This window comes from Dietzia sp. 111N12-1 (genome assembly GCF_001658045.1).
Classification (GTDB): domain Bacteria; phylum Actinomycetota; class Actinomycetes; order Mycobacteriales; family Mycobacteriaceae; genus Dietzia; species Dietzia kunjamensis.
Genome location: NZ_LSSV01000019.1, coordinates 77,885 through 104,704, shown reverse-complemented (window position 1 = coordinate 104,704; position 26,820 = coordinate 77,885). Strand labels below are relative to the sequence as shown.

Below are 26,820 nucleotides of genomic sequence, written 5' to 3'. Positions count from 1 at the left end.
TCACACAGACCATCTGACACGCCCGCCGGAAAGGTGTTCACGCCCATCGCCGCGGCGTTGGCAATGTCCTCCTTATAGCGGTTCCAGAAGTCCACCGCCTCACCCACCGGGTCGGCCTGACCCGTCGGCGCGGTCGCGTCGACATACCGCTTCCAGTTGGAGTCCGGGTTCGAGCCCTCCACCTGGAAGCCCGACGTGGCGACGCCCCAGTGGAAGCCGGAGCCCGGTGCGGCCGGGCGCCCACCAGGCTGGGCCGCTGCGCTCGGCTGCAACTGCGGGGCCACCGCCACGGCGAGGACGAGCGCCAGCAGCAGTAGAAGCGCCCTCCGGATGATCGTCGGATGTCCTGCCCCTCGCGCGCGTCCGCTCATGGGTGAACCCTCGGAAGCACCCTCGCGGACGGCAGCGGAATGACCCAAGTGCGCGAACCGCGAGCGCTCCCGACGGTGGCATTCCCCACACTTCTGGCCACCTGGCCAAGAGAGGTTGGCCAGGTGGCCAACCTCGTGTCAGGATGATCCTCGCCGGGTGCGGATCGCCCCGGCATCGCTGCGTGCACACCGCCCGCAGTCCGACCGCCCTGGAGAGGCACCCGTGTCCCCCGCACGCCGCTGGACGGCCCTGCTCGTCCTCGTCCTTCCCGTTCTGCTGATCTCGATCGACATGTCCGTGCTCGGCATCGCCGTGCCCGCGCTGTCCGCCGACCTGCAGCCGACGTCGAATCAACTGCTCTGGGTCATCGACCTCTACTCGTTCCTGCTCGCGGGCCTGCTGATCTTCACGGGCTCGCTCGGAGACCGGATCGGCCGCAAGCGGATCCTCATGATCGGCGCGCCCCTGTTCGGCGTCGCCTCCCTCGTGGCCGCGTTCTCCACCAGTCCGGAGATGCTGATCGTCGGCCGTGCGCTGCTCGGCATCGGCGGCGCGACCCTCATGCCCTCCACCCTCGACCTGATCCGCGCGATCTTCCCGGACCGCACCGAGCGACGCACCGCCATCGCCGTATGGGCCACCGCGTTCTCCGGCGGCGCCGCACTGGGCCCCGTGGTCGGCGGGCTGCTGCTGGAGAACTTCTGGTGGGGCTCGGTCTTCCTCCTGAACGTCCCGGTCATCGCGCTGTTCCTCCTCACCGCCCCGTTCCTGCTCCCCGAGGCGAAGGACCCCAACCCGGGCCCGTTCGACCCGACCTCCGTCATCCTCTCGATTGCCGGCATGATCTCGCTGGTCTACGCCCTCAAGACCGGCGTGAAGGGAATCGACGGGGCGGTGCTCGTCGCCTTCGTTCTCGGTGCTGCCGCGCTGGTCTGGTTCGTGACCCGTCAGCGCCGCCGCGAGAACCCCATGATCGACGTGTCCATGTTCGGGAACTTCGCGTTCACGTCGGCGGTGTCGATCAACGTGATCTCGGTGTTCGCGTTCATGGGACTGATGTTCTTCCTCCCGCAATACCTCATGCTCGTGCGCGGCATGGGCTCGGCCGAGGCCGGTCTGTGGATGCTGCCGCTCGCGGTGGCCGCCGTCGTCGGAACCCTTCTGGCCCCGGTCCTGGCGCGGACGGTCTCGGTGCGCACCGTGATCATGACGGGTCTGTCCCTCGTGATCGTCGGGTTCGTCATCGGCACCCGGTTGGACACCGCCGAGACGATGCTCCTCTTCACGCTCCTGTCGGCCCTGTTCGGCATCGGCGTGGGCCTGGCCGAGACCCTCACGAACGACGTCATCCTCACTGCCGCCCCGAGTGACCGCGCCGGCGCCGCCGCGGCGATCTCCGAGACCGGCTACGAGTTCGGCGGCGCGATGGGCACCGCCGTACTCGGCACCGCGGGGATGGCCGTGTACTCGAGCCGCGTGGTCGAGACCGCTACCCTGCCCGGCATGGATGCCGACTCCGCGATCGCCGCCTCCCAGACCCTGGCGGGTGCCCACGAGGTCGCGGAGACGCTGCCCGGCGGCGGCGCTCGTCTGCTGGAGATCGCCGATTCCGCCTTCCTGGCGGGCATGGATCTCGTGGCCGCGATCGGTATCGGGACGGCGGCGATCACTCTGATACTGGCCTGGCGTGGCCTGCGCTCGGAGTCGCGAGCGGCCGGAGCGGTCGGGGTGGCGCACGACGCCGCAGCAGCCACGTCCGCGCGAGGGCCGGAGGCGAACCTTCCATACGTGCCACCAGCCGCGCGGGCGGACTCCGCCGCGTCGGAGGTGAACCGTGGCTGACTCTCGCCGAGCACAGGTCCCGATCGAACAGCGCCGCCGGGAACTCACCGAGACCGCGGTGACGGTAATGGCGCGGGACGGGGCGTGGGCGCTCACGACGCGGGCCCTGGCGAAGGAGGCCGGGGTGCCCCACGGGTCCGTCCACTACGCGTTCTCATCGAAGGACGAGCTGATGCGTTCGGTGCTGCGTCTGGACCTGACGCACCTGTCGGACCTGGTGCAGACGCAGCAGGACCGGCCGGTACACGGACCCGACGACGTGACCGCCGCCGTGGCCGAGCTCTTCGCGGCCTACGCGGATTCCGTCCTCGCCGATCCGAAGACGGAGATCGCCTACTTCGAGTTGTCTCTGATGGCGGCCCGCGACGAGCAGCTGCGGGCTCTCGCCGCGCAGTCCCGCCAGGAGTACCGTCGGATCATCGTGACCCTGCTCAGCAGCCTGGCCGAGCGTGCGGGCCTGCGGTGGGACGCCGACGTATTGCTGGTGGCCGAGCAGGCGATGACGCTGATGTTCGGGGCGGCGCTGGGTTGGTTCGAACTGCGCGACGACGCCCTGTTCCGGGCGGTGCTCGACGATGCCGCCGGGATGGTCGGTCGCCGACTCGTCTGAGTCCGCCCGCGCCGCGGCCCTACGCCCTCCGCGCCCCGGCCCACCCCGGCCCGCGCACCAGGTACCCCGCGCGGTCGCGCCAGGTCTGCGCGCGGAAGATGTCGCGCCCGATCGCGACCCATTCATGCGTGGCGATCCGTAGCGGGTTGAACGTGTCGATGTTGGTGGTCAGCCCGTAGACCACGTCCTCGCGCTCGGGTTCGTAGGTACCGAACAGCCGGTCCCAGATGATGAGGATGCTGCCGTGGTTGCGGTCGAGGTACCGCCGGTTGCTGCCGTGGTGCACGCGGTGGTGCGAGGGCGAGTTGAGCACTTTCTCCAGCGGCCCGATCGACCGCACCGCCTCGGTGTGGACCCAGAACTGGTAGATGAGGTTGATCGCGCGGGCGTCCATGACGATCGCCGGCCGCACCCCGAGCAGCGAGAGCAACCCGTACGGCACGTAGATCGTCAGCGCCTCGGCGACGGGCTGGCGCAGCGCCGTCGACAGGTTGTAGCGCTCGCTCGAGTGATGCACGACGTGCATGGCCCAGAGCCAGCGCGATTCGTGGGCGAGGCGGTGGTTGCAGTAGTAGATGAGGTCCCAACCGAGGATCCCTACCGCGTACGCCAGCGGCCCGGACCCCAGGTCGAGCGGGGACGTCCGGAAGAGCCGTGAGCTCGCGGTCTGGGCGGTCCACAGCGTGGAGACCATCACCACGGTCGAGGCCACGGCGGTGACCGCAGAACCGCCAGTGATCCGACGGAGGGCGGGAGGGACCGCCGCGCCGGTGGCACCGTCTGCGTCGGGACCGGGGCCGGATGACGACGACGACAACGACCCCGCCTCGGCCAGACCCGACCCGCGATGGCGGCGTAGGACGTCTCCGGCGGTGGCCACGGCCGCCGCCCCGAGGGACAGGCCCATCACGCCTTTCGCGAATCGGCCTGTCCGCGGGGTGAGCGGCGAGAGCACCGTGGCGGAGATGTAGGGGGCGAGCAGACTTCCCACGCCCATCGAGAGGCTCGCCATGGTGTCGGCGAACTCGTAGTCCCCCGCCCGCTCCCCGACGGCCGGGTTGCGCTTCTGCCACGCGTATTCGGCCGCCATCGCCCCGACGAACGCCGGGATGGCCAGGACCGTCAGATCAACCTTCACGCCATCCAGGGTATGGCGTGGGTCACTGCGGCGGGCGTTCGGCCGGTTACGCCGAGGCGGTCTCCTGCGCCGTGGCGTTCTCGGACCCCTCGGCCTTCGGCGCCGAGGCCGGCCCCTCGGTCTGCGCGCTGTTGCGGACGAACCACACGCCGACGACGGTGATGAGCGAGATGCACGCGCCCAGTAGCAGTGCGTTGTGGACGCCGGTCATCTGCGCGGCGACGTCGCCCAGGCCGGACTCGGCGCCGGAGACGATGCCCAGCGTCATGACGGTGATGAACAGCGCCGTGCCCGCGGCGGCGGCGACCTGCTGCAGGGTGTTGAGCAGCGCCGAGCCGTGCGAGTACAGGTGCGGCGGCAGGGAGCCGAGCGCGGAGGTCATGAGCGGCGAGAAGAGGAACGCCAGGCCCACGCTGAGCACGATGTGCCAGACGACGACCGTGACCAGCGAACTGTCGGCGGAGAAGAACGTGTACATCCCCCACAGGCCGGCGGACGCGAGGATGGAGCCGGGGATGATGAGCGGCCGGGGGCCGATCCGGTCGAACGCGCGGCCGACGAACCAGCCGAGCACGCCCATGATCAGGCCGCCGGGCAGCAGTGCCAGCCCGGAGTTCAGGGTGCTGGTGCCCACGACCTGCTGCATGTAGAGCGGCAGCAGGATGAGGGTGCCGAACAGCGACATCATCGAGATGAGCATGAGGGCCAGGCTCACGGTGAAGGTCGGGAACGCGAACGCCCGCACGTCGAGCAGCGCGTAGTCCTTGAGCGAGAGCTGACGCCAGACGAACACGGCCAGGGCGACCACGCCGATCGCCACGGGGATCCACGGCGAGATGAGGGCGTTGTCGCTGGCGGCCTCGCCGATCGAGCTGAGACCGAAGATGAGGCCGGCGAAGCCGATCGCCGAGAGGACGCCGGAGAGGATGTCGAGCGGGATGCGCCGGGGCTCGGTGACGTTGCGGATCAGCACCGCTCCGGCCACGAGTGCCAGCACACCGATGGGCAGCACGGACCAGAACATCCAGCGCCAGCTGAGCACGTCGAGCACCAGGCCACCCACGGTGGGGCCGATGGCCGGGGCGACGGCGATCACGATGGAGATGACGCCCATGGTGCGGCCGCGACGGTCGGCGGGCACCACGTTGAGCACGGTAGTCATGAGCAGCGGGATCATGATGGCGGTGCCGACCGCCTGGACGACCCGGCCGGCGACGAGCATGGGGAACACCATGGCCAACGACGCCAGCAGGGTGCCGGCGGTGAACGTGCTCATCGCGATGACGAACACGGACCGCAGCGGCAGGCGCACGAGCAGCCATCCGGTGAACGGGATGACCACGGCCATCGTGAGCATGAACGCGGTGGTCAGCCACTGCGCGGTGGCGGCGGTGACCGCGAACTCACCCATGAGCTCGGGCAGCGCCACGGACATGATGGTCTCGTTGAGGATCACCACGAACGCGGCGCCGACGAGCAGGGCGATCAGCCGCACGGTGGCGGCGGGCATCGGCGGGGAGGCCTGCGGGGCCCGGGCCGCCTGTGCGGAATGTGGGGTGGCGGAGACTTCAGACGTCACGGTCGTCCTCTGGGATTGCGGTGTGAGCAGAGAGCAGAATCCGGCGCCGGCGGAGCCGCGCACGGGAACCCTCTGAAGCTACCGGAACCACGCGCCCGACGCCCGTCAAGTGACCGGCGTTACCTCGGGGATGAGTCTAGGGACGAGCCGGACGAGGACGACCATGGCGACGAGCTCGACGAGGGTCTGGGTGACGACGACGAGGGCTGCCAGATCGAACGCCGCAGGCAGTGCCAGGACCAGCGGGAGGACGACCAGGGAATTTCGGGTCGCGCCACTGAACGCGATCGCCCGCTTGCCCGGCACATCGAGGCCCGCCAGCCGCCCGGCCGCGATGCCCACCGGCACCATGACCATGACGAACGCCACGTACACCGGGACCACCTGCACCAGCGCGCCGAGCCGCCCGCTGACCGCGCTGATCTGGGAGGCGACCACGAGCGCGAGCGTGGCGACCATGAGCGGGACCATCGCCGCGGCCGCGCCCTGCGCCACCGAACGACCGACTCGGCTGACGCGGCCGGCCCGGGCAGCCCCCTCGGGCTCACCGCGGCCGGCGACGAACTGCGTCAGCGCCGCAGCCGCGAGAGGCAGCGCGATGAGCAGCACGAACGCCTCGACGAATGGCTCAAGCTCCACCGCCGCAACCAATTCGGATCCGACGAACATCCACAGGTACAGCGGCAGTAGCGCCATCTGGGCGAGCATGAGCAGCGGGGTCGCGGCCAGGAGCCGGCGCACGTCGGCTCCGGCGAGGCCGGCAAACACGAGGACGTAGTCGATACACGGGGTCAGCAGGACGAACAACACGCCCACCAGGAGCACCCGGTCGTGGGCGACGATCCGCGTCAGCAGCCAAACGATCGGCGGCACCAGCAGAAAGTTGACCGCGAGGATCGTGCCGAGGAAGCGCCAGTCGCGGAAGGACCGACCGATGCGCGCGAACGGGATGCCGAGGAACGTCGCGTACAACAGCAGCGCGAGCACGGGCTGGATCGCGAGCCCCGCCGTGCGGGCCACCGCGGGCGCGAGCACCCCGACGACCCCGCCCACGAGGAGGCCCGCCAGGTAGAGCGACACCTGGTGCCGCTCCATCCACTCCACGCTCGCGCGCATGCTCCTCCTCACGCCGGCCGCCGGGTCCCCGCCGGTCAGATCAGGTCTACCCTGGCCGCGTGGAGACGCGCACACTGCCCGTGTACGAGGCGGGCGCGGTGGTGATGCCGTTCGTCATCACGGGCATGGCCGAGCGCGTGGACCGCGACACCGTGTGGAAGCCGCACTCGCACCCGACGCACGAGCTGCTGTGGAATCGCGCCGGGGCGTCGACCGCGACCATCGGCGCGCGCACCTGGACAATCACCCCGTCGATCGGACTGTGGATCCCCGCCGGGGTCCTGCACTCGGCCACGGCCCCGGCGGGCACGTGGTACCGCACGGCCCACGTCGACACGCGGACCCGCTCTCCCCTGCCGGGAGAACCCGTGGCGGTGGAGGTGACCCCGCTGCTGACCCTGCTGCTCGAGCGCCTGGTCGACCACGCACTGCAACCGAACTCGCGGGAGCTCACCGAGCAGATGGTGTTCGACCTGCTCGAGCCCTCACCGCACGCCCTGCTCGTGCAGCGCCCGGACTCCGCGCTGCTGCGCCCGATCATCGACGCGCTCGAGGTGAACCCCGGCGACACCCGCTCGCTCGGTGAGTGGGCGGCCCGGCTCGGGGTGAGCGAACGGACCGTGACCCGGACGTTCCGCGCCGAGACGGGGCTGAGCTTCGGTGCGTGGCAGGCGGCGCTGCGCGCGCAGCACGCCGCCGTGATGCTCGGCGGCGGGATGCCGGTCGACGAGGTCGCGGTGCGGGTCGGTTACAGCTCCGCCAGCGCGTTCGGCGCCGCGTTCCGCCGGACCACCGGCCTCACCCCGGGGCATTTCCGCGGGGCGGGCGACCCCGCCGGGGCCCACGCCGCCTCCGCCCTGTCCGAATCGCTATACCCAGCGTCCTGATCAAGCGATTGCGCCGCCCACCAGCCGGGTCGTAACGTCTTAGGCCAGCCTCACCTAACGCCGATGGTGGTGTCGGGTGGGCCGCCCTGTCGACCTTTCTGAGAGTGAGAGAGCCGCCCTGATGCGTTCTCGCGGTATTGCCTCTGTCCTGATCGCCTCCACGGCCGCGCTGGTGTTGACCGCGTGCGGGTCGTCGTCCGAGGCCGATTCCCCCGGCGGTGCCGCCGCGTCCGGCGACTCCGGGGCGTTCCCCGTCGTCGTCGAACACGCCCTCGGCACCACGACCATCGAGCAGGCACCCGAACGGGTGGCCACCGTCGCGTGGGCCAACCACGAGGTGCCGCTCGCCCTCGGCGTCGTGCCCGTGGGCATGGCCGCCGCGAACTTCGGCGACGACGACGGCGACGGCCTGCTCCCGTGGGTCGAGGAGAAGCTCGAGGAGCTGGGCGCCGAGACCCCGGTGCTGTTCGACGAGACCGACGGGATCGACTTCGAGGCCGTCGCCGACACCGACCCGGACGTCATCCTCGCCGCCTACTCGGGCCTGACGCAGGAGGACTACGACACGCTCAGCGAGATCGCGCCGGTCGTGGCCTACCCCGAGGAGGCGTGGGCCACCTCGTGGCGCGACGTCATCCGCTTCAACTCCCAGGGCCTGGGCCTCGAGGCCGAGGGCGACGAGCTCATCGGACGGATCGAGGGCGAGATCGCCGAGGCGACCGCCGAGTACCCGCAGCTGGACGGCACCGCGACCATGTTCATGACGCACGTCGACCCCACCGACCTGTCCACGGTGAACTTCTATACTGCCGCCGACACCCGGGCCGCGTTCTTCGAGGATCTGGGCCTGACCACCCCGAAGGCGGTGGCCGAGGCGTCGGCCGGCGGGAAGTTCTCGGGCAGCGTCAGCGCCGAGCAGCTCGACATGTTCGACGACGTCGAGCTCATCGTCACCTACGGCGACCAGTCGCTGGTCGACACGCTGCGCGCCGACCCGCTGCTGTCGCAGATGCCGGCCGTGAAGAACGACGCGATCGTGTTCCTCGACGGCAACGGCCCCATGGGCACCGCCGCCAACCCCACGCCCCTGGCCATCTCGTGGGTGCTCGACGACTACGTCGCGCAGCTCGCGGAGGCCGCCGGCAGGTGACCGCCGACCCGGCCACGGCCCCGGCCGCAGCCCCCGCGTCGGGCGTCGCGAGGTCAGCCGTCCAGGCTGTGCGACGCCCGGCGCGCGTGCGTCTGCTGTGGCTCATGGTGACGATCGCGGTCCTCGTCGTCGTCGTCATCGCCTCGGTGACCATCGGCTCCCGCACCGTCTCCCCCGACGAGATCGTCGCGGCGCTGGGCGGATCCACCGACGGACTGGGCGAGGCCGCGGTGACCAAACGCGTCTGGCGCACCGTCCTCGCCGTGCTCGTGGGCGCGGCCCTGGGCGTGGCCGGCGCGGTGATGCAGGGCGTGACCCGCAACCCGCTCGCCGACCCCGGCATCCTCGGCGTGACCATGGGCGCCTCGCTCGCGGTGGTCGTGGGTATCGCGTGGTTCGGGCTGTGGAGCTTCACCGGCTACATCTGGACCGCGATCGCCGGCGCCGCGATCACCGCCGTGTTCGTCTACGTCGTGGGATCCCTCGGCCGCGGCGGTGCGACGCCACTGAAGCTCGCGCTGGCGGGGGCGGCCACCTCGGCGGCGGCGTCGTCGTTCATCAGCGCGGTGGTGCTGCCGCGCGGGGACATCGCCGGCGGCGTGCGCTCGTGGCAGATCGGCGGCGTCGGCGGGGCGAGCCTCGAGCCGATCGAGCAGGTGCTGCCGTTCCTCGCGGTGGGCGCGCTGATCTGCTTCCTCACCGCACGGCCCCTCAACTCGCTCGCGCTCGGTGACGACCTGGCCGCCGGGCTCGGCGAGCACGTGCTGGCCACCCGCGCCGTGGCCTCCCTCGGTGCGGTCCTGCTCTGCGGCGCCGCGACCGCGGTGGCCGGGCCCATCGCCTTCGTCGGGCTCATCGTCCCCCACGCCTGCCGGCTGCTCGTCGGCGTGGACCACCGCTGGCTGCTGCCGTTCTCCGCGCTCACCGGCGCCGTGCTCGTCACCGCCTCCGACGTCCTCGGCCGGATCGTGGCCCGGCCCGCCGAGATCGACGTCGGCATCATCACCGCCCTGGTGGGAGCGCCGTTCCTCATCGCGATCGTGCGCCGGCAGAAGGTGCGTGAGCTGTGACCGCCATCGTGGGTCGCGGCGCGCGGGCTCTCGCCCCCGTGCACTCGTCCGCCGCCGAGGTGGTGGCCGCGGGCCGGCGTGCGCGCGGTCGCCGGCGCCGGCTGGTGATGGGCCTGCTCGTCGTGGCGGCCGTCGGCCTGGTCGCTGCCTCCCTCATGGTGGGCAAGACCTTTTACTCCCCCGCCGAGGTACTGGGGGTGATCCTCGGCCACGACGTCGACGGGGCGACCTTCACCGTCGGACGCCTCCGGCTGCCCCGCGCGGTGCTGGCCGTGCTCACCGGCGCGTGCTTCGGGCTGGGCGGCGTGACGTTCCAGACCATGCTGCGCAACCCCCTGGCCTCGCCGGACATCATCGGCATCAGCTCCGGCGCCAGCGCGGCGGCCGCCTTCGCGATCGTCGTGCTGGGCCTGGGCGGCGCGCAGGTGTCGGCGTTCGCGATCGTCGCCGGCATCGCGGTGGCACTGGGGATCTACGGGCTCGCCTACCGCGGCGGCGTGGCCGGCACGCGGCTGGTGCTCATCGGCATCGGGATCGCCGCCACCCTCAACGCGGTCACCGACTACATCCTCAAGACCGCCCCGCAGTGGGAACTGCAGGAGGCCATGCGGTGGCTCACCGGCAGCCTCAACGGCGCGTCGTGGGAGCAGGTCCGGCCCGTGCTGGCCGCGACCGTGGTGTTGGCGCCCGTGCTGTTGCTGCTCGCGCGCGACCTGGGGCTGCTGCGGCTCGGCGATGACACCGCCTCCGCGCTGGGGGTGCGCACCGAACGCACCCGGATCGTGCTCATCATCGCCGCCGTGGGCCTCATCGCCTTCGCCACCGCCGCCGCCGGCCCCATCGCCTTCGTCGCGTTCCTCGCCGGCCCCATCGCGGCCCGGTTGGTCGGCCCGCACGGCTCGCCGCTCATCCCGGCCGCGCTGGTCGGCGTGGTGCTGGTGCTGGCCGCCGACCTGGTGGGCCAGTACGCGTTCGGCTCCCGCTACCCCGTCGGCGTGATCACCGGGGCCCTGGGCGCGCCGTACCTCGTCTACCTCATCGCCCGCACCAACCGCACCGGAGGCTCACTGTGACCGCCGACCACTCGCTCGAGGCCACCGGGCTCGACCTGGGCTACCGGGACCGCGCCGTCATCCGCGACCTGGACCTGCAGGTGCCGCCGGGGACGATCACCGCGATCGTCGGGGCCAACGCGTGCGGCAAGTCCACGCTGCTGCGCTCGATGTCCCGACTGCTGCGACCCCGCGGCGGGCAGGTGCTCCTCGACGGCGAGCAGGTCCACCACATCCCCGCCAAGAAACTCGCCCGCACCCTGGGGCTACTCCCCCAGTCGCCGATCGCGCCCGAGGGCATCACCGTCTCCGACCTGGTGGGGCGCGGTCGGAACCCGCACCAGGGGATCTTGTCGAGGTGGTCGAGGGACGACGACGAGGCCGTGGCCGCAGCCCTCGAGGCGACCGGCACCCTCAAGCTGGCCGACCGGGCCGTGGACGAGCTGTCGGGCGGTCAGCGCCAGCGCGTGTGGATCGCCATGGCCCTGGCCCAGAACACCGACCTACTCCTGCTCGACGAGCCCACCACGTTCCTCGACGTGGCGCACCAGGTGGAGGTGCTGGACCTGCTGGTGGACCTCAACCGCGACCGCGGCACGACCATCGTCATGGTGCTGCACGACCTCAACCTCGCGGCCCGCTACGCCGATCACCTAGTCGCGCTGGCCGACGGCCGGGTGCACTGCAGCGGGGCGCCGGACGAGGTGCTCACCCCGGAGATGGTGCGGGCGGTGTTCGGGCTCGACGCGGTCGTGATCGACGACCCCACCTCGGGCCGGCCGCTCATGCTGCCGCTCGGGCGGCACGGCGTGAGGGGCGGCGTACCAACCGGGACGGGCCGGGCGGCGCCGCAGTCCTCAGAGCTCCGGTAGCCGGTCGGAGCCCCAACTGCCGTGGATCAACTCGGTCACCCGCGAGATCTCCTCGGCTGTGACCGAAGCGGTCTCGCCGGGCTCGAGGGTGTCGAAGTGGAAGATGTACAGCCGGGAGGCGAACTCCTCGAACGGCAGCGACGACTCACCGAAGCGCTCGCCGTTGCCGGCGGTGCTCACCACCACCCCGTTGCCCCAGTCCTGCCCACTGTCGTTGTTGGGGTTGAAGAAGTAGACGCGCATGGTCTCGTCCGGGTCCAGCGCGACCCGCAGGATCGTGATGGCGTGCCACCCGACGAACCGCGCGGAGGAGTCGGTGACGGCCACGCCGGCGGGCTGCGGGTGGATGAGCGGCTGGTTGCCGTTGTGGAACGGGTGGTAGCTGCCGTAGAAGTGCCGCAGGAAGTCCTCGAGCCCGGTCAGCCTGCCGGTGGCGACGTCCACGTTGATGCTGAAGCCGCGGGCGGACCACCAGCCGTGGAACTCGGGGTTGACCCACCGGTGGGGGTCGCCCGGGCGGTCCGAGCACAGGCGGCCCATCTCGGCGTAGATCCGGTCCAGGTGCGGCACCACGAGCAGCGACACGGGGTCGAGGTCCACGGGCAGCATGGTGGCCAGGCCCGCGTCGAGTTCGCGGGAGGAGATCGGCCGACCCTCGAAGTGCATGACCACCTCGTTGTCACGCGCCGCCCACGCGATGATCTGCAGCAGGTAGTCGGGATCGTTGTACGCCCACATCGACATCGCGCGGGCGGACTGGCAGGTGGGGTTGTCGCCCTGCCCCACGCCCAGCGGCTGCCCGAGCATCGACAGGGTGCCGGCGAGAAGCCAGACGCGCCCCTCGTGGGCGGGGCCGCACGAGAGGGCGAGCCGCTCGGCCGCGTAGCCGGACAGCGGCAGTGCCAGCAGCCGCCACAGCGCGGGGGCGGCGGGCGGCTGGAAGAGGATCCCCCGCTCGAGCAGCAGCGCCAGCCCGTAGACGGATTGCGCGGTCTCGGGGTGCACGGCCGCGTCGATCAGGGCGTCGACCAGACCGTGGAAGCACAGCAGGCTCTCCCGGCCCGTGCTGGACAGCCCGAGCGCCTCGCTGAGCAGGAAGCTGCCCTTCTCCCGCAGGAACCGCACGAGCACCGGGTGGTACGGCGACACCAGGCCGGTGTCGTGCATCGACCGCGCGAACCCGGCCGCCTCGTACTGCAGGGTCCCCTCGTCCATGGACTCGAGTCGGGAGAGGTAGACGTCCACGCCGGGGTCCTCGCGGCTGGCCTCGGTGGTGCCGTAGATGCTGCTGATGAGCCGGTCGATGCCCATGCCGCCGCCGCTGGTGCTCAGCTGCGGGTCCTGGCGGGCGATCGAGATCTGCGTGATGGTCTGCTTGATCTGGTCCACCTGGATGGGGCGTTGGCGCAGGATCCGCCAGATCTCCTCGACCAGTTGGTCGAGCACGCCGTCCAGACCGATCTCCGAGGCGATGTGCGCCAACGCTGTCCGGGTGACGGTCGCCATCCGACCCTGCTGTGTGCGCTCAGCCTCGGTGGCCACGGTGAACAGCAGTGAGGCGTTGTTGGCGAGCACCTCGGCGAGGTGCTGGCGCGCCTGCTCGGCCGTCACCTCGGAGTGCTCGTACTGCCCCTGCGCCACGGCCGTCAGCCGCAGGTCGCTGACGATCTCGGTGACGACCTTGTCGGAGTCGGAGCTGCGGAGCGTGCCGACGCTCAGGGCCGGGATCAGCGCCGCCGGCGAGTCCCAGTCGGTGCCCTCGAAGAACCCGGCGGCCTCGAGTTCCGGGGTCATCGACTGCACGGCCCCGGCGCCCCCGTCCTGGAGGAGCACCAGCCGCGCCCCGTCCAGGACACGCCGCAGACGCGACGACTTGGTCACGTCACCGGCCTCGGCGAGCCCCCTGATCGCGTCGGCCAGGGAGGCGACCCGTTTGTCCAGCACCCGCGTCGCGCCGGGCTCGTCGTTTCCCACTTCGATCCACTCTCCGTCTCTCGCCGCTGAGTCGTGCCGCGTCGTGCCAGGTCGTCCCAGGCCGTGTCTGGTCATCCCACGTCGTTCCACGTCCGCCCGCCGGTACCGTACCCGCGGGCCGGTACCGGCCGAGGCGTCACACGTAGAAGTCGAGGTCCTCCTGGTTGCGCAGGACCGATCGCATCTCGTAGGCGTCGTCGCCGAAGAAGTAGACCAGGCCCCAGTGGGTGCCGAAGGCGGTGCGCTTGGTGACCGTCTCCTCGACCGGTGCGGTGAGCTCGTGGGACTCGAAGTACTCGTGGTCCTCGGTGGCCTCCGGGATCTCGAGCGTGGAGACGACCCGGCGCCGCGGGTAGACGCCGAAGCACCCGGCGTGACCCTTCGCGTCGACCACCTCGCGCGGGAAGAACGCGGCGATCTCCTCCTCAGTGGTCTTGGGGTCGAACGCCAGCACCAGGCCCTGGTAGGCGTTGAACCCGTAGGTCCGCTCGAGCAGTTCAAAGACCTTGAACCCCGGCGGCCGGTAGGCCACCTCGCCGAAATACATCTCGCCGTCGCTGGTGACGAAGTACTCGGGGTGGACGAACCCGAACTTGATGTCGAAGGTCTTGATGAGCTTCTCGATCTGCCGGGTGATCTCCGGGCGGTACTTCTCGAGCTCGGGCGAGGCCGGCACGAACACCGAGTAGCCGAGCGTGACGTACTCGGAGATGTTGAGGAACACGATCTTGCCGTTGTGGACCCAGGCCTCCACGGCGAACTCCCAGCCGTCGAGGTGGGATTCCATGAGGACGGGGAACTCCTCCTCCGGGATCGTGTCGACCTCGTCGGGCGTGCGGATGACGCGGTGGCCGAGGCACCCGGCCTTGTCGAAGGCCTTGAGGTGGATCGGGTCGTTGGGGTCGCCGTCGAGCTTGAGCAGGGTCTGGTTGACGCGCTTGAGGAACCGGATCACGTCGTCCCGCTCGTGCGCCTCCTCGAAGATGCCCACGCGGATCCCGCCGAGCTGGGCGCGCCGCTTCATCAGCGCCTTGTCACGCAGCAGCAGCGACTGCCCGTACAGGGTGGGGTTGTCGAGCAGCATCGAGTTGATGGCGCCCGCCCACTCGACGGTCTCCTCGAACAGCGGGATCGCCACGTCGACGCCCATGTCCCGCAGCGTCTCGGCGATCTCCATGGACCGGTCGTTGAGCCGCTCGAAGTCCCACGGGACATACGGGATCTGGTGCTGACTGCAGTATTCCTCGGCCCAGGGCGGTGCCACCACGACGTAGCGGCGGTCGAACTTGTCGAGCGCGTCGATGGCGTTGGGCACCCAGCCCAGCAGTGCGACGTAGCCCTTGTCGGGGTCGCGCAGGTGCTCGTTGGGGTCGTGGGTCGGGTTCGGACGAAGGTCCGTGGCTCCGGTGGTCGATTCTGCGGTAGGCGTCTGCAAGTGCGGTGCCTCCTCGAGTTGGCGCGGGTTCGATCTGCGTGGGCCGATCAATCCAGGGCGGTGGGCCACAAACGTACCCAAGACCCGTCTCAGTGCAACTGGTTACGAGATCGGCGAACGCCCGGGCGCGCGGCGGGGGTCCCCCTAGGCTCGTCGGACAACGCCGTCCGGGTCGCCCCGGTGCGGATCCGGGTGAGAGGAGTCCAGGGTGCCTTCCAAGGAGTACATCGAGGCGGTCGGCGAGGTGATCGATGCGCTCGGGGTGGCGGCGATCGTCATCGGCATCGTGGCGGCCACGGTCATCGCGGGGTGGCGCCTGCTCAGCCGGCAGCCGGACACCTATCGGCACTTCCGCCGGTTCCTCGGTCGGTCGATCCTGTTGGGGCTGGAGATCCTGGTGGCGGCGGACATCATCAAGACGGTCGCGGTGACCCCGACGCTGGAGAGCGTGGCGGTGCTGGCGGCGATCGTCGTGATCAGGACCTTCCTCAGTTGGTCGTTGGAGCTGGAGATCTCGGGCCGGTGGCCGTGGCAGAAGGCGAGGGCCCCGGAGGCCAAGCCCCGGGACGCCGCCGCGTCACCGGTGCCGTCCGACTAGGGTCACCGACGCCGGACGGTGATCCGCCCGCCGCGACGGGGTGCGAACGCGACCCCCCGCGAATGCCATTTCTCGTCAGGCTCGGTCGTGGGGACGATCTCGTACATGCTCAGCACGGTGCGCAGAACGACGTCCATCTCCATGGCCGCGAACGCCGCCCCGATGCACCGCCGGGTCCCGCCGCCGAACGGCAGCCACGCCGGCGGTGGCGTGGTGCCGAGGAAGCGGGTCGGGTCGAAGCGTTCGGGTTCGGCGAAGTGCGTGCTGTCGTCGTGCAGTAGCGAGATCGCGACCAGCACGTTGTATCCGCGTGGGATCCGCCACGGGCCCAGGTCGAGGTGCGGGACCTGCACGTTGCGTCCGGCGAGGTCGATCACCGGCCGGCTGCGCTGGACCTCGAGGATCGTGGCGTTGCGGTACTCGGTTCCCCCGGCATCGACCTCGGCGACCAACTCGCGTAGCACCGCGGGGGTGCGGCTGAGCCGCTCGAACGCCCAGGCGAGTGTCGTCGCCGTGGTCTCGTGCCCGGCCACGAGGAGTGCGGTGAGCTCGTCGCGGATCTCGTCATCCGTCATGGACGACCCGTCGTCGTAGGTGCTCTGCAGCATCATTGCGAGGATGTCGTCGCGCTCGTCGAGCCGGTCGTCGCGGCGACCCCGGGCGATGAGGGCGCCGATCGCCTCGTCGTACTCCTTCTTGTAGCGGGCGAACCGGGCGCGCGGGCCCACCGCGCCGAGCCGTACCGGCAGCTCCGGGGTGATCACCACCGCCGAGCCGGCCTCGACCATGGGCGGGATGACGCGGCGCAGGGTGTCGAGCTCGTCGTCCCGGGCGCCGAACACGGTCCGGAGGATGACGTCCAGCGTGATGCGGGTCATCGAGGGCATGGAGGCGAACGGTCGACCGGCGACCCACGAGTCGAGCTCGCGACGGGTCTCCTCCTCGACGATCGCCTCGTAGGCCTTGATGCGTCTGCCGTGCAGTGGCGGCGTGAGCAGTTTCCGGCGCCGGCGGTGGTCGGTGCCCTCGAGCGCGAACATCGAGTTCTCCCCCAGGACCCGGCCCAGGTTGGGGTCGACGTTGGTCAGCGACTCCTGCGGGGCGGTGAACAGCTCTTTGGCCAGCGCGGGGTCGGAGATCACCACCGCGCGCCCGTAGATGGGGAGGTGCACGGTGAACGCGGTGCCGTACCGCCGGTGCAGTAGTCGGAGAGTTTCCCGCCGGGCGATCCCGAAGCCCACCCCCTGGACCGGCCGGGGCAGCCGGGGCCCGGGTGGGAGCTGGGGTGCGCGCTCGTCCTCGGTGGGATGTCCGTCGCCGGTGGCGGGGGCCGACCTGTCCGTCGTGCTGTCCATGGCATCCTCGGCCTCGGGTGTGGTGCGGGCGCCGCCAGCCTCCGTTCCGGAATCGCCGTGGTGGCGGGGTAAGTGCGACGACGACGAGGTGCACCGCTGCCGCCGGAGACCCGCCGTGTCCTCGCCCGGCCGAACCGGCCATCCGGCCCGCCAGCCGCGACGAAGCCCTGTCATGCACTCCGCCTCGCAGTCCCCTCGGCCCGCCGACTTCCCACTGGCGGCGGACAGCTCTGACGTTGAAGGGCTGTGGGCGGGCTCTTCACACGACGACCCCGAGCTCGCCGCCCCCGGGCACGGCGCACCCGAACAGACTGATCCCGAGCGCGGCGACTTCCTCGCCGCCATGCGCGCGTCGTGGGACGACTGGGTGCCCGTCGCCACCACGGGCTGGGGCGCGGTGGTGCTCATCGCCCCGTTGCTCGCGGTGCATGCGCTGGTCTGGGCGTTCGGTGGGCGCCGCCCCCGTTAGGTGTCCCGCCTCTAGGTGTCCCGCCTCCAGGTGTCCCGCCTCGCCCCCATCCGCCAGAGGATGGTGCGCTCCTTCGATCGCGCCGCGTGGAGCGGATCGCCCGTGTCAGATGCGCGCGAGTGCCGGGGCGTCGTCTCGTGGGTGCCGATCACGGTCAACCCGGCGTCGGCGATGCGGGTCAGCAGCTCGTCGCGAGTGCGTAGGCCGAGATGCTCGGCGAGGTCGGACAGGATCAGCCACCCTTCGCCCTGCGGCGTGAGGTGCTGCGCGAGCCCGTCCAGGAAGCGGCCCAGCACGTCCGAGCCCGGGTCGTAGATCCCCTGCTCCAGTGCCGACGTCGGATGACCGGGAATCCACGGCGGGTTGCACACCACCACGTCGGCCCGCCCGGAGTCGCCCACCTCGTCGTCGTCGTCATAAGGCCACAGGTCGGCCTCCACCACGTCCACTCGGTCGGCCCACCCCAGCCGGCTGATGTTGTCCCGCGCGCACTGCACCGCGCGCGGGTTGATGTCGGACGCCACGACCTGCCGGGCCCCGCGCCGGGCCAGGACGGCCGCGAGCACGCCGGTTCCGGTGCCGATGTCCCACACGATCGGATCCTCGACGCCCTGCGGCCAGGGGGCGTCGGCGACCAGGTCGATGTACTCGTCTCGGGTGGGGGCGAACACGCCGTAGGCGGGATGGATCCGGGCCCCCAACGCGGCCACCTCGATGCCGCTCAGGTGCCATTCGTAGGCACTGATGACGCCGAGGAGCTCGGGCAGCGAGACCAGCGTCTCCCGACCGGTGGAGTCGTTGCCCGAGTCGGTCGGCGGACCGTAGGCATGGGTGCAGCCGTCGCGCACGTCGGGCGCCCGGCGCAGCCGAACCGAGTAGTCCTGCTCCAGTGGGATGAGGACCCTTCCCAGCGTCTCCGCCCGCTGCGCGCGTGCCTTCCGGTTGGCGAGGAAGACCTCGCCGGGGTCGGAGCTCTGTGGAGCCCGGGACGCCCGCTTCTGCAGACGCCGGTCGAGGGCGCGCATGAGCTGGCGGGCGTTGTGGAAGTCGCCCCGCCACAGCAGGCCGGTGCCCCGCCGGATCATCCGAAGCGCCTTGTCCGCGGCGATGTCGTCGTGGATCACCACGATGTCCCGCGGCGGCGGCGCGCCGTTCTCCGAGTGCCACCGGGCCGTGCGGCCCTCGCCCTTCTCTCGCCAGCTGACAGTGGTCACAGGCGACCCGGGGGCGGCAGGAGAAGACACGGGAGTCCTTCGAACGGGCGCGCACTCGACCGTGGGGACGAATGACGCGCGAGAGCAAGCTACCCGCGAACCGGGCCGGACCCAGTGTCTCAGCTCCGCCGCCGAACGGTCACGGCCAGTCGATCTCATACGCCTCGGCCCGGGCCGAGTACATCCGTCCCCCGCTGACGAAGTAGCCGTCGGTGTAGGTCGCCGTGTCGGAGGGGATGCCGTGGGCAAGCGCGTAGAGCTGGGCCGCGAAATCGTCGGCATCGAACGCGCCGGAGGTGTCGCGATGGGGAGTGACGATCGCGGTCCTGTCGGCGAAGACCCCGGGCGCTCCCGTCAGAGTGATTCGGCGAGCGCGGTAGTCCCCGGCGCGAACGAGGGCGAGGGCTTGGCGGAGCACCGTGTCGTAGCGGGTGCCGGTCAGTGGTGTGGCGATGTGCATGGCCGACAGCGTCACACCCGTCGGCGGCGTCCTCGCCCGCGCGACGGTCCCCGGCAGGGCAGCCTGTGGAGAGTCGCGTGCCCTGTGAGTGTGGTGCCGCTGCCGTGAGGGTTCCGGTCGCCTCTCCCCGGTTCTACGATGGGAGTCGAGGCATTGGAGCCCATCATGAGTGCATCGCAGGCCGACCTCTGGAGTGGCCCCGTCGGGCAGTCGTGGGTGCGCAATGCGCTCGCGTACGACACGATTCTCGAGCCGCTCGGTCGCGCGGCCCTCGACCGCCTGGACCTCGGCCCACCGCAGCGGGTGCTGGACATCGGGTGCGGGACCGGGACAACGACGTTCGAGATCGGACGCCGGGTGCGCCCGGACGGGTCTGTGGTCGGCGTGGACGTGTCGCAACCGATGGTGCAGTGCGCGCAGGCTCGCCTGGTGGATGAGGCTGATGCGGAGAACGTCGAGTTCCTCACCCTCGACGTGGAGAGCGAGCCGCTGCTCGGCCCGTTCGACGCCGCGTTCTCGCGGATGGGCGTGATGTTCTTCGACCGACCCGAGGTGGCGTTCTCCGCCGTCCGGGCGGCCCTCGAACCGGGTGGCCGGCTCGCGTTCGTCTGCTTTGCCGCGCCCGCCGCGAACCCGTTCATCACCGTCCCCACGGGCGCCGCGTTGGCCCGGCTCGGCGGTGCCCCCGTGCCACCTCCGGGCGCGCCGGGACCGTTCTCGTTCGCCGACCCGGACCGGGTGCGCAATGTGTTGGAGACCGCCGGCTTCGAGTCTGTCGAGATGAACCCCGGCCCCGACGAGGTCACCCTCGGCCCCGCCGGCCGCCTCGAGGAGCTGGCTCGCCAGGCGCTGGAACAGAACCCCCAGGCCACGATGGCGATGGCCGCGAATCCCGACGCCCGCGACTCCGCTGTCGCCGCGGCCGCCAACGCGCTGGGTGAGCATGTCACCGACGGCGAGGTCCGTCTGGGTGCCGGAACCTGGGTCGTCGAGGCCCGCGCGCCCGGGGTGTGACGCGGTGGAGGCGCCCTACGCTCAGGACCAGTCGTAGGGCAGCCGATCCAGCGTCCAGGCCCAGTTGACTCGCTCCTGTTCCAGGCGGACCTGCTCGCCGAAGCGATCGGAGACGAGGTCGTCGTAGACGGCGGCCTCACCGGCGGTCAGCAGATCGAGTGTGGCGTTGGTCGGGGAGTTTTCCCGTCCCCACCGGTCGCGATGGGCGTGCAGGGTCTCCGAGTCCATCAGGAAGGACCTGGTGTGCGGGAGGTGGGTCCGCAGCCGGTGCAGGATCGCGAAACCGTGCGTGTCGAGGTCGCCCCAGTAGTGCACCTCCGCCTCCTGCAGTGCCGCCCACCGCCCGAGACGCGCCACGTCGAAGCCCTTGCCCCAGATCACCACCCCGTCGGCGGGCACGGGAAGCGTGAGGTAGGTGATCTCATTCTCCACCACGACGGCTGTAGTGAATCGCACGTCGAGGTCGTCGAGCTCGCCCACCCGCACGCTCAGCTCCGAGACAGGGATCGGGGCGATGGACGCGGCGAGGCGGATCCGCACGTGCTCCGGTTTGGTGCGCAGCCCGAGGTCGGTCAGGAACGGCCCGGCCTGACGCGATACTCCTAGCAGGTCGGCGAGCACCGACCTGCGGGCCTCCACGAACTTGGTGTCCACGCCCGGGGCGTCGATCTGCCGCAGGTACTTCCCGCTCCCCCGCGCGGCATCGAGCCACCGGTAGGCCGTCAGGAGCTGGGACCACTCCGCGTGGTGGCCGAGCGCGGGGACCGGCCTCGCGAGCACCCACTCACGTACGCGCTGGTCTGGGGCCGAAAGCATCATCTGCTCGAAAGCAACTACCTGCGCGCGGACGCCCAGCAGGTCCCAGGCCTGCGCCAGCCGGGACACCACGGCATGCGTCGGGATCTGGTTGCGCCCGACCGCCCGGCCGCCGATCGTCTTGTACCGCAGTTCGTAGCGCGCACCGCCGCGGCTGCCTGCCTCGAGCGCCCCGATCCAGTCCTGGATCTCGCCGAGTCGGTCTCCGATCTCGGAGGCCCGGGGTCCAGCGAGTGGGACCTCGATGGGCGCCACTGGTTGGTCCTCGGCCAACGTCCGGAGCAGGGTGCCGTCGTCCCAGCGGCGCCGCACCTTGTCGCGGACGGTCTCCGGCGTGGCCCACCTCCGCGCACCCGCGGCCATCAGTTGCTGCTGCTCTGGCGGTGGTACTCCTCGGTGGACATCATGACCAGGCGCGAGTACCGCCCCTCGACATTGTCCACGTAGCCGATGGAGCGCACGTACGGGGCGATCACGTGGACCTTCTGTAGCGGCGTGACGATGAGCAACTGGATACCGAGCTTGGCGAACAACTCGAGGGCGTAGCGGGTGGAGGCGTCGGATCCGCGGCCGAACGCCTCGTCGATCACCGCGAACCGGAAGTCGCGGGCCTTGTCCGCGCCCCATTCCAGCCCGAACTGGTACGCCAGCGAGGCGGCCAGGATCGTGTAGGCGAGCTTCTCCTTCTGCCCGCCGGATTTACCGTCCGAGTCGCGGTAGTGCTCCCACTCCTCGTCGGTCTCGCGGCCCCGCTCGGAGGCGGAGAAGGTGTACCAGTTGCGCACATCGGTCACGCGGGACCGCCAGGTCCGGTCGGTGTCACTGTGCCCCTCGCGACCGCGGAGGCGCTCGAGGATCGCGCGCACGTCCTGGTAGCGCCGTTCGGAGTACTGGTCGTCTCCACCGCCGAGCGCGTCGTCGGTGACGGCCCGCAGGTCCGCGCGGAACTGCCGGACGTCCTGGTTGACCGTGTTCTCGCGGTCCAGCCGGATGTACCTCCTGGGATTGAAGTCGATCGCTCCGAGCGCCTCGTTGATCTTCTCGACCTTCTGGCCGATCTCGTCGGCCTGGCGCAGGAGCCAGTTGTGGAAGCCGGCGAGCTCGCGGATGGTGTTCTTGCGCAGCTGGTCCTCGAACTCGTCCACGAACCGTGGCAGGTCGTCGCCGGCCACACGGTCGTGGAACCGCACGTACTCGTCGCGTGCGTCAACCGAGGCGTCCATCTCGGTGGTCTGCTCGGGCCACCGCCGCCGGATCTCGGCCATGGCCTGCTGGATGCTGGTGGTATAGCCGTTGAGCTCACGCTGGGTGCGGTCGGTCTCGGAGTCGATCGCGTCGGACAACGCCCGCTCCTGCCGGTGGGCCTCGTCCGCGCTCGTCGCCATCGCCTTGACCGACCCGGCGCGGCCCTGCCGGTCGCGCAGGCGCGGGTATACGGCCCGGGCCGCCTCACGGATCGCCTCGTCCAGCTCGTCGAGACCGCGCTGGTCGTTCTGCATCTGTTCGGTCTCGTGCTCGATGCGGCTCTGCCACCGGCTGTGCTTGTCCGCCAGTGACCGTTCGTCGACCCCGAGGACACGGACCCGCTCGTCGACGTCCGCGAGCCGTCGATCGATCTCGGCGAGCTCGCTGCTGCCCTCCACCAGACGACGCCGTTCGACGTCGGCGGCGTCGGCGCGGGCCCGGGCCTCCTCCCAGTCCAGATCCCGCCACGACTGGTAGTCGGCCAGGCGCGCGAGAGCGGCGTGCCGCGCGCCAGCCTCTCTCTGCGCGCGGGACGCGGCCTCGAGCCGTGTGTCGAGCTCGGCCACCGCGGAGCCCAGCTGCGCGCGGCGCTCCTGCAGGGCCGCGACCTTCTGCTCGTTGCGCCAGCCCAGCACCCAGCCCCGCGGGTCGGACGCCGACTGCCGGTCGTCCTTGACGTGCCGGTCGCGGGATCGGACCTGCCCCTCGCGGGTCACCGCCCGCTCAGCGCTCCGGAACTCCTCGAGGGCCTCCGCGCAGCGGTGGTCCGCGCGGGCGAACAATTCCTTGTACAGGTACCCGCGTAGGGGCGTGTCGGCGATCTCGATGGTGTCCGCCAGCAACAGACCCTCGATCTGCGGGCGCTGCAGCGAGACATGCCTGTCCGGGACCCGCTCGTACTGCAGCCTGACGCCCACCGTGCGCCCGTCGGCGCGCCGAGCGGTCAGACGGCGATCGTTGACCCACCGGGCGACGTCTGCGTAATGCCGCTGAGGGACAAGCAGGGACACGGCGAATCCGCGCAGCACGCGCTCGGCGGCGCCGCGCCACTGCGCGTAGTCCTCGGACACGTCGAGCAGTTCGCCCGCGAACGGCAGGTCCGCCTGGTCCAGACCGAGTTCCGCGCAGAGGTCGGCGCGGAGCTGCAACTGCTCGGCCGGCAGGTTGCTCCGACGGCCGGCGAGACTGTCCAGCTCCTCCTGCACCTCACGCAGCTGCTTCTTCTGCTCCCCGTGGTCCAGCACCAACGCGTCGTACCGGCTCTTGAGCTCGGCGGCCTCGGCCTCGAGCTCCGACCGTCGACGGGTGACGTGGGCGGCGAGGTCGGCGAACCCGGTGGCGTCGCCGACCGGGTCCAGCCCTGCCCCGGCGACGGCGTCGTCGAACAGCTCCCGCCGGCGGAGCCGGTCGTCGGCGTGCTCCCCCGCCTGCCGGGCCTCCCGTTCCAGCTCCCCGACGCGGTTGCCGCCGGCCTCCGCGCGCGCGGTGACGAGCTTATCCCGCTCCGCGACCAGGTCCGCGGCCTCTGCCCGCATCTGCTCCAGTCGGGCGGTCGCGGCCTCCACGTCCACGCGGATGCGGTCGATCTCGGCCTGCCGCAGCTCGATGCGCAGCTCGGCGAAGTAGGGCCGGATCGCCACCCGTTCCTCGTGGAGACTTCCCCGACGGTCGAGTGCGGCGTCGTATTTGTGGATCGACTGGACCAGCGGTTCCAGCGCCTCGAGTTGCGCCCGGGCCCGCTGGACGGCGTCGTAGGCGCGGGTGAGGTCCTCGAAGTGCCGGATGATTCCCTCGATGCGCTCGGACGCATCGGCCGGCTCGAGCATGTGGGTTCGGACGAAATCGTTGAGGTCGCCGACGGCCTTCATGGAGATGGTCTGGTGGAACAGTTCCATGGCCTGCTCGGAGCGGATCCCCAGCAGGCGGCGCATGGTGCGCCCGTAGGTCGGGAAGTCCTTCTCCACCGTCGCCCCGCCCGAGCGCAACCGCTTGAGCAGCACGTTCAGGTCCGAGCCGAAGTCGGTGAAGTCCGCCTCGATCGACAGAGCCCGGTCAGCGGTGACGAAGCGACGCCACGGCTGACCCGTGGTGTCCTGCTGCTGGAACACCTGGGCGAGGGTCACCTCGTCGCTGTATCCCTCGTTGACGAAGACCCCCAGGATCACCGAGTACGAGCGCCGGTCCCGCAGCGCCACCGGGCGGACACTGCCGGTGGCCTCGTTGCGCTCGGTCTTGTGATGGCCCTCGACGTACGACCGGAGGGTGCGCTCCTTGCGCGCGGCGCCGGCGGCCTTGTTGTAGTCGATCCGGTGCGACGGGAGCATGAGGGTGCTCACCGCGTCGACAAGCGTGGACTTGCCGCTGCCGATGTCGCCGGTCAGCAGCAGGGTCTCGCCGCCTGGATCCAACTGCCAGACCCGGGAGTCGAAGGTCCCCCAGTTGAGTACCTCGAGCCGGGCCAGGCGGAAGCCGGGGCGCCCGCTCGCCTCCAGCTCGACAGCGGAGAACAGGCCGTCACTCATCGCCGTCCTCCCCATTTCCGGCAACCGCGTCGGCGTACTCGGCGAGCTTGGCCGAGAAGTCGGACAGGGTCTCGGCGTCCACGTACGCCTTGAGGATCCTGCGAACCTCCCAGGTGTCCTTCCGTCCCCGGAGTTGGCGGAGGAAACCCATGGTGACCAGCCGGTTGATGGAGGTCTCGACCTGCTTGAGCGTGCGGGCCTCGTCGGTGCTGCGGGCCAGGAAGAGCTGGACCATGTCCACGATCTCCTCGTGGGTGAGCACCAACTGTCCCTGATCGCCCGCCGACTCGAACTCCACGAGCCTCTTGCGCAGCAGCACCAACAGGAGGCTGTCGGAGTAGGTCAGCGCCCGGCGTCTGATCACGCGTGGGAGCGCCTCCTCGCCGTCGGGAGTCTCTGCGGTGCGTAGGTAGGCGTAGCCCTCGTCGTCGTCAATAACGACGTCCAGTCCCACTACGGCGAAGTGGTCGCGCACGGCGCCCCGGTGACGCAGGAGGTCACCCCACGCGTCGGATTCCTGGTAGACGACTCCCTGCATGAGTCGGATGGCGCTGGTCGCGATCGCGCGTTCCTCCGGTGTCACCGGCGCTTCACCTCCACCCGCGGCATGCGCGCCCGCATCGTTCGTCCGGCCTCGTCGTACTCGATCACCGTCTCCTCACGCTCGTCGGTGGTCACCTCGAGCTCGTCATGATCCAACGCCAGGTAGCCGACGAGTTCCGCGGCGCCGTGCTCGACCGGGTACATATCGATGATGTCCTCGAGCAGTGCCGTGCCGCGCGCCGGGATGAGGGAGCGCAGTCGGGCGGCGAGCCTGGCGGGATCGACGATCACCTGGTCGGTCAGCACGGAAGTGTCCACGTCCTCCTGCTCCGCCGGCGGCAGGAGGCTGTCCACCTCGGCGGCGGGCCGCACACTGTGCAGGGGTCGTTCGGTGGGCAGGGAGATCTCGACGCTCGTCTCCTCCAGCTCCAGCCCGAAGCCGGGTGAGGCGCCGTCACGCAGACGCAGCGCGGTGCCCTCGATCTCGCGGACCAGGTCCAGGACGCGACGGTTCTCCAGCCAGATCTGGTCGTCGGTGAACCGGCGGAGTTGCTCGGAGATCTGCCGCACCGTCAGCTGGGTGCGTTCGGCGGCCTCGGCCCAGCTGTGGTGCACGGTGCGGATGCGGCGATCCGCCCCCAGCTCGTCGATCGACGTGAGCCGCTCGAGGAGCGTCGACAGTTCCTCCTGACTGGACGCCGACAGCAGCAGGTCGTAGAACGCTTGGAAGCTGCGTCCCTGGTCGGAGGAGTCGATGCGGCTGCGCCCGCTGACGAGCTCCGCCAGCAGCTCACCTTTGCTCCCCTCCCAGGTGGCGATGCGTTCGCGGGCGGACCGGTCGAGCGCGCGGAAGTTTTCCTCGACCTCGCGGAAGTCGGCGAGCAGCTCGCGGGCGGTGGAGGCGAACTGTTGGTAGCGATCGCGCACGGCCGTCATGTCGAGCAGTCCGGCCTCTGGGTCCTGGTTGATCTGTTCGATCTCCCGCTCGATCTCCCGCTTGCGCCGCTCCAGCTCGTCCAGCCGCACCGCCGGGTCGGCCTCGGTGCCCTGAGCGATCTGCCGGAGTAACTCGACTGCGGTCTGCAGCCTCGATTCGGTTCCGACGAAGGACCGCTCGGCCAGGCTCTGTACCCACGCGTAGGCCTTCTCCAGCGCCGGGGTGGCGTCGTAGTGGATCTCGTCTGTGCCCAGCGGGTAGAAGCGCCGCAGAAACCCGGACTCGGGCGCCGCCCATTCGGCGAGGTAGTCGGAGGCCGATCGCGGGAACCGCGGATGGTCCGGATCGTCCGCGTTGAGCGCGTAGAGCTGATCGTCCAGAGCGTCGATGAGATGCCCCTCCGGGCTCGCGCCTCGCCCCTCGTCCACGAAGTAGCGCCCGAGGAACGACAGCAGCAGCGGCGCGTGGGTGGCGCGCAGCATCCGCCAGGCGGGGTGCCGCTCGCGCAGCGCCTCGATCTGGGCGTAGTCCACGCGGTCTCCTCGGGTCT

The 26,820-nt window shown here is 70.7% G+C and carries 23 protein-coding genes; 10 read left to right on the top strand and 13 right to left on the bottom strand.

All coding sequences use genetic code 11. The features are described from left to right. A partial coding sequence (locus AYO52_RS18130) for a family 1 glycosylhydrolase (protein WP_156523501.1) occupies window positions 1–371 on the bottom strand: 371 nt, incomplete at its 3' end. A gap of 223 nt (window positions 372–594) precedes the next feature. Between AYO52_RS18130 and AYO52_RS02895 the strand changes: the two genes are divergently transcribed. Both AYO52_RS02895 and AYO52_RS02890 read left to right on the top strand, forming a co-directional pair. Beyond that, window positions 595–2,214, top strand: a complete 1,620-nt coding sequence (locus tag AYO52_RS02895; protein WP_082923723.1) for an MFS transporter — start codon at window positions 595–597, stop codon at window positions 2,212–2,214. Further along, a complete protein-coding gene (locus tag AYO52_RS02890; RefSeq protein WP_067712916.1) occupies window positions 2,207–2,824 on the top strand; it encodes a TetR/AcrR family transcriptional regulator in 618 nt (205 codons plus the stop codon). The genes AYO52_RS02895 and AYO52_RS02890 overlap by 8 nt, the downstream gene beginning before the upstream one ends. Before the next feature lie 19 nt (window positions 2,825–2,843). Here AYO52_RS02890 and AYO52_RS02885 read toward each other — a convergent pair whose 3' ends face one another. The 3 genes from AYO52_RS02885 to AYO52_RS02875 all read right to left on the bottom strand — a co-directional run bounded on the left by AYO52_RS02885 (window position 2,844) and on the right by AYO52_RS02875 (window position 6,657). Continuing rightward, on the bottom strand, window positions 2,844–3,962 hold the full coding sequence (locus AYO52_RS02885; protein ID WP_067712913.1) for a sterol desaturase family protein: 1,119 nt from the start codon (window positions 3,960–3,962) through the stop codon (window positions 2,844–2,846). A 46-nt stretch (window positions 3,963–4,008) separates the two neighbouring features. Then, window positions 4,009–5,472 carry an MDR family MFS transporter gene (locus AYO52_RS02880; RefSeq protein ID WP_206683375.1) on the bottom strand — a complete coding sequence of 488 codons (1,464 nt, stop codon included), beginning with the start codon at window positions 5,470–5,472 and terminating at the stop codon, window positions 4,009–4,011. Window positions 5,473–5,646: 174 nt separating this feature from the next. Then, window positions 5,647–6,657: an arsenic resistance protein gene (locus AYO52_RS02875; protein ID WP_067712909.1), complete on the bottom strand. Its 1,011-nt coding sequence runs from the start codon at window positions 6,655–6,657 to the stop codon at window positions 5,647–5,649. Window positions 6,658–6,716: 59 nt separating this feature from the next. On the opposite strand from AYO52_RS02875, the gene AYO52_RS02870 reads away from it, so the two are divergent. From AYO52_RS02870 to AYO52_RS02850, 5 genes are all read left to right on the top strand, one after another. After that, window positions 6,717–7,544: an AraC family transcriptional regulator gene (locus AYO52_RS02870; protein ID WP_253701804.1), complete on the top strand. Its 828-nt coding sequence runs from the start codon at window positions 6,717–6,719 to the stop codon at window positions 7,542–7,544. A gap of 121 nt (window positions 7,545–7,665) precedes the next feature. Continuing rightward, complete coding sequence (locus AYO52_RS02865; protein WP_067712906.1) at window positions 7,666–8,694, top strand: iron-siderophore ABC transporter substrate-binding protein; 1,029 nt, start codon at window positions 7,666–7,668, stop codon at window positions 8,692–8,694. Window positions 8,695–8,798: 104 nt separating this feature from the next. After that, window positions 8,799–9,764 carry an iron ABC transporter permease gene (locus AYO52_RS02860; RefSeq protein WP_082923725.1) on the top strand — a complete coding sequence of 322 codons (966 nt, stop codon included), beginning with the start codon at window positions 8,799–8,801 and terminating at the stop codon, window positions 9,762–9,764. A gap of 38 nt (window positions 9,765–9,802) precedes the next feature. Beyond that, window positions 9,803–10,837 (top strand): iron chelate uptake ABC transporter family permease subunit, encoded by a 1,035-nt coding sequence (locus tag AYO52_RS02855; protein ID WP_067712938.1) that lies wholly within the window; start codon window positions 9,803–9,805, stop codon window positions 10,835–10,837. Continuing rightward, window positions 10,834–11,688, top strand: a complete 855-nt coding sequence (locus AYO52_RS02850) for an ABC transporter ATP-binding protein (protein WP_067712903.1) — start codon at window positions 10,834–10,836, stop codon at window positions 11,686–11,688. The genes AYO52_RS02855 and AYO52_RS02850 overlap by 4 nt, the downstream gene beginning before the upstream one ends. Here the strand turns inward: AYO52_RS02850 and AYO52_RS02845 are convergent. Continuing rightward, window positions 11,674–13,662: a hypothetical protein gene (locus tag AYO52_RS02845; protein ID WP_253701801.1), complete on the bottom strand. Its 1,989-nt coding sequence runs from the start codon at window positions 13,660–13,662 to the stop codon at window positions 11,674–11,676. The genes AYO52_RS02850 and AYO52_RS02845 overlap by 15 nt on opposite strands. Before the next feature lie 136 nt (window positions 13,663–13,798). After that, window positions 13,799–15,097, bottom strand: coding sequence for an acetyl-CoA carboxylase biotin carboxylase subunit family protein (locus tag AYO52_RS02840; RefSeq protein WP_241729451.1), 1,299 nt, complete (start codon window positions 15,095–15,097; stop codon window positions 13,799–13,801). A 208-nt stretch (window positions 15,098–15,305) separates the two neighbouring features. Between AYO52_RS02840 and AYO52_RS02835 the strand changes: the two genes are divergently transcribed. Next, window positions 15,306–15,695: a DUF1622 domain-containing protein gene (locus AYO52_RS02835; RefSeq protein WP_067712901.1), complete on the top strand. Its 390-nt coding sequence runs from the start codon at window positions 15,306–15,308 to the stop codon at window positions 15,693–15,695. Between the two features lie 2 nt (window positions 15,696–15,697). On the opposite strand, the gene AYO52_RS02830 is transcribed toward AYO52_RS02835, so the two are convergent. Then, on the bottom strand, window positions 15,698–17,050 hold the full coding sequence (locus AYO52_RS02830; protein ID WP_082923722.1) for a cytochrome P450: 1,353 nt from the start codon (window positions 17,048–17,050) through the stop codon (window positions 15,698–15,700). 172 nt (window positions 17,051–17,222) lie between these two features. Here AYO52_RS02830 and AYO52_RS02825 point away from each other — a divergent pair, with 172 nt between their 5' ends. Further along, entirely contained in the window at window positions 17,223–17,519 is a 297-nt protein-coding gene (locus AYO52_RS02825; RefSeq protein WP_067712898.1) for a hypothetical protein, read from the top strand. Between the two features lie 11 nt (window positions 17,520–17,530). On the opposite strand, the gene AYO52_RS02820 is transcribed toward AYO52_RS02825, so the two are convergent. Both AYO52_RS02820 and AYO52_RS02815 read right to left on the bottom strand, forming a co-directional pair. Beyond that, window positions 17,531–18,733 carry a methyltransferase gene (locus tag AYO52_RS02820; protein WP_067712896.1) on the bottom strand — a complete coding sequence of 401 codons (1,203 nt, stop codon included), beginning with the start codon at window positions 18,731–18,733 and terminating at the stop codon, window positions 17,531–17,533. Window positions 18,734–18,872: 139 nt separating this feature from the next. Continuing rightward, on the bottom strand, window positions 18,873–19,208 hold the full coding sequence (locus AYO52_RS02815) for a hypothetical protein (RefSeq protein WP_067712893.1): 336 nt from the start codon (window positions 19,206–19,208) through the stop codon (window positions 18,873–18,875). A 150-nt stretch (window positions 19,209–19,358) separates the two neighbouring features. Between AYO52_RS02815 and AYO52_RS02810 the strand changes: the two genes are divergently transcribed. After that, window positions 19,359–20,207 (top strand): class I SAM-dependent methyltransferase, encoded by an 849-nt coding sequence (locus tag AYO52_RS02810; RefSeq protein ID WP_067712890.1) that lies wholly within the window; start codon window positions 19,359–19,361, stop codon window positions 20,205–20,207. Between the two features lie 21 nt (window positions 20,208–20,228). Here the strand turns inward: AYO52_RS02810 and AYO52_RS02805 are convergent, their stop codons facing one another. Genes AYO52_RS02805 through AYO52_RS02790 form a run of 4 tightly spaced genes read right to left on the bottom strand, consistent with a single transcriptional unit; the run spans window position 20,229 to window position 26,803 of the window. Beyond that, entirely contained in the window at window positions 20,229–21,386 is a 1,158-nt protein-coding gene (locus AYO52_RS02805; protein ID WP_067712887.1) for a Wadjet anti-phage system protein JetD domain-containing protein, read from the bottom strand. Continuing rightward, window positions 21,386–24,790 (bottom strand): ATP-binding protein, encoded by a 3,405-nt coding sequence (locus tag AYO52_RS02800; protein WP_067712885.1) that lies wholly within the window; start codon window positions 24,788–24,790, stop codon window positions 21,386–21,388. The genes AYO52_RS02805 and AYO52_RS02800 overlap by 1 nt, the downstream gene beginning before the upstream one ends. Next, window positions 24,783–25,373 carry a DUF4194 domain-containing protein gene (locus AYO52_RS02795; protein WP_253701799.1) on the bottom strand — a complete coding sequence of 197 codons (591 nt, stop codon included), beginning with the start codon at window positions 25,371–25,373 and terminating at the stop codon, window positions 24,783–24,785. The genes AYO52_RS02800 and AYO52_RS02795 overlap by 8 nt, the downstream gene beginning before the upstream one ends. After that, entirely contained in the window at window positions 25,370–26,803 is a 1,434-nt protein-coding gene (locus AYO52_RS02790) for a DUF3375 domain-containing protein (RefSeq protein ID WP_067712882.1), read from the bottom strand. Before AYO52_RS02790 ends, AYO52_RS02795 begins: the two co-directional genes overlap by 4 nt. Between the last annotated feature and the right edge of the window lie 17 nt (window positions 26,804–26,820).

What these genes read in the sequence shown, in the direction of transcription:
- AYO52_RS02865 (WP_067712906.1), top strand. Translation starts at nt 7,666, where the DNA reads ATGCGTTCTCGCGGTATTGCCTCTGTCCTGATCGCCTCCACGGCCGCG.
- AYO52_RS02805 (WP_067712887.1), bottom strand. Translation starts at nt 21,386, where the DNA reads ATGGCCGCGGGTGCGCGGAGGTGGGCCACGCCGGAGACCGTCCGCGAC.
- AYO52_RS02830 (WP_082923722.1), bottom strand. Translation starts at nt 17,050, where the DNA reads ATGGACAGCACGACGGACAGGTCGGCCCCCGCCACCGGCGACGGACAT.
- AYO52_RS02860 (WP_082923725.1), top strand. Translation starts at nt 8,799, where the DNA reads ATGGTGACGATCGCGGTCCTCGTCGTCGTCGTCATCGCCTCGGTGACC.
- AYO52_RS02880 (WP_206683375.1), bottom strand. Translation starts at nt 5,472, where the DNA reads ATGCCCGCCGCCACCGTGCGGCTGATCGCCCTGCTCGTCGGCGCCGCG.
- AYO52_RS02825 (WP_067712898.1), top strand. Translation starts at nt 17,223, where the DNA reads ATGCACTCCGCCTCGCAGTCCCCTCGGCCCGCCGACTTCCCACTGGCG.
- AYO52_RS02810 (WP_067712890.1), top strand. Translation starts at nt 19,359, where the DNA reads ATGAGTGCATCGCAGGCCGACCTCTGGAGTGGCCCCGTCGGGCAGTCG.
- AYO52_RS02800 (WP_067712885.1), bottom strand. Translation starts at nt 24,790, where the DNA reads ATGAGTGACGGCCTGTTCTCCGCTGTCGAGCTGGAGGCGAGCGGGCGC.
- AYO52_RS02875 (WP_067712909.1), bottom strand. Translation starts at nt 6,657, where the DNA reads ATGCGCGCGAGCGTGGAGTGGATGGAGCGGCACCAGGTGTCGCTCTAC.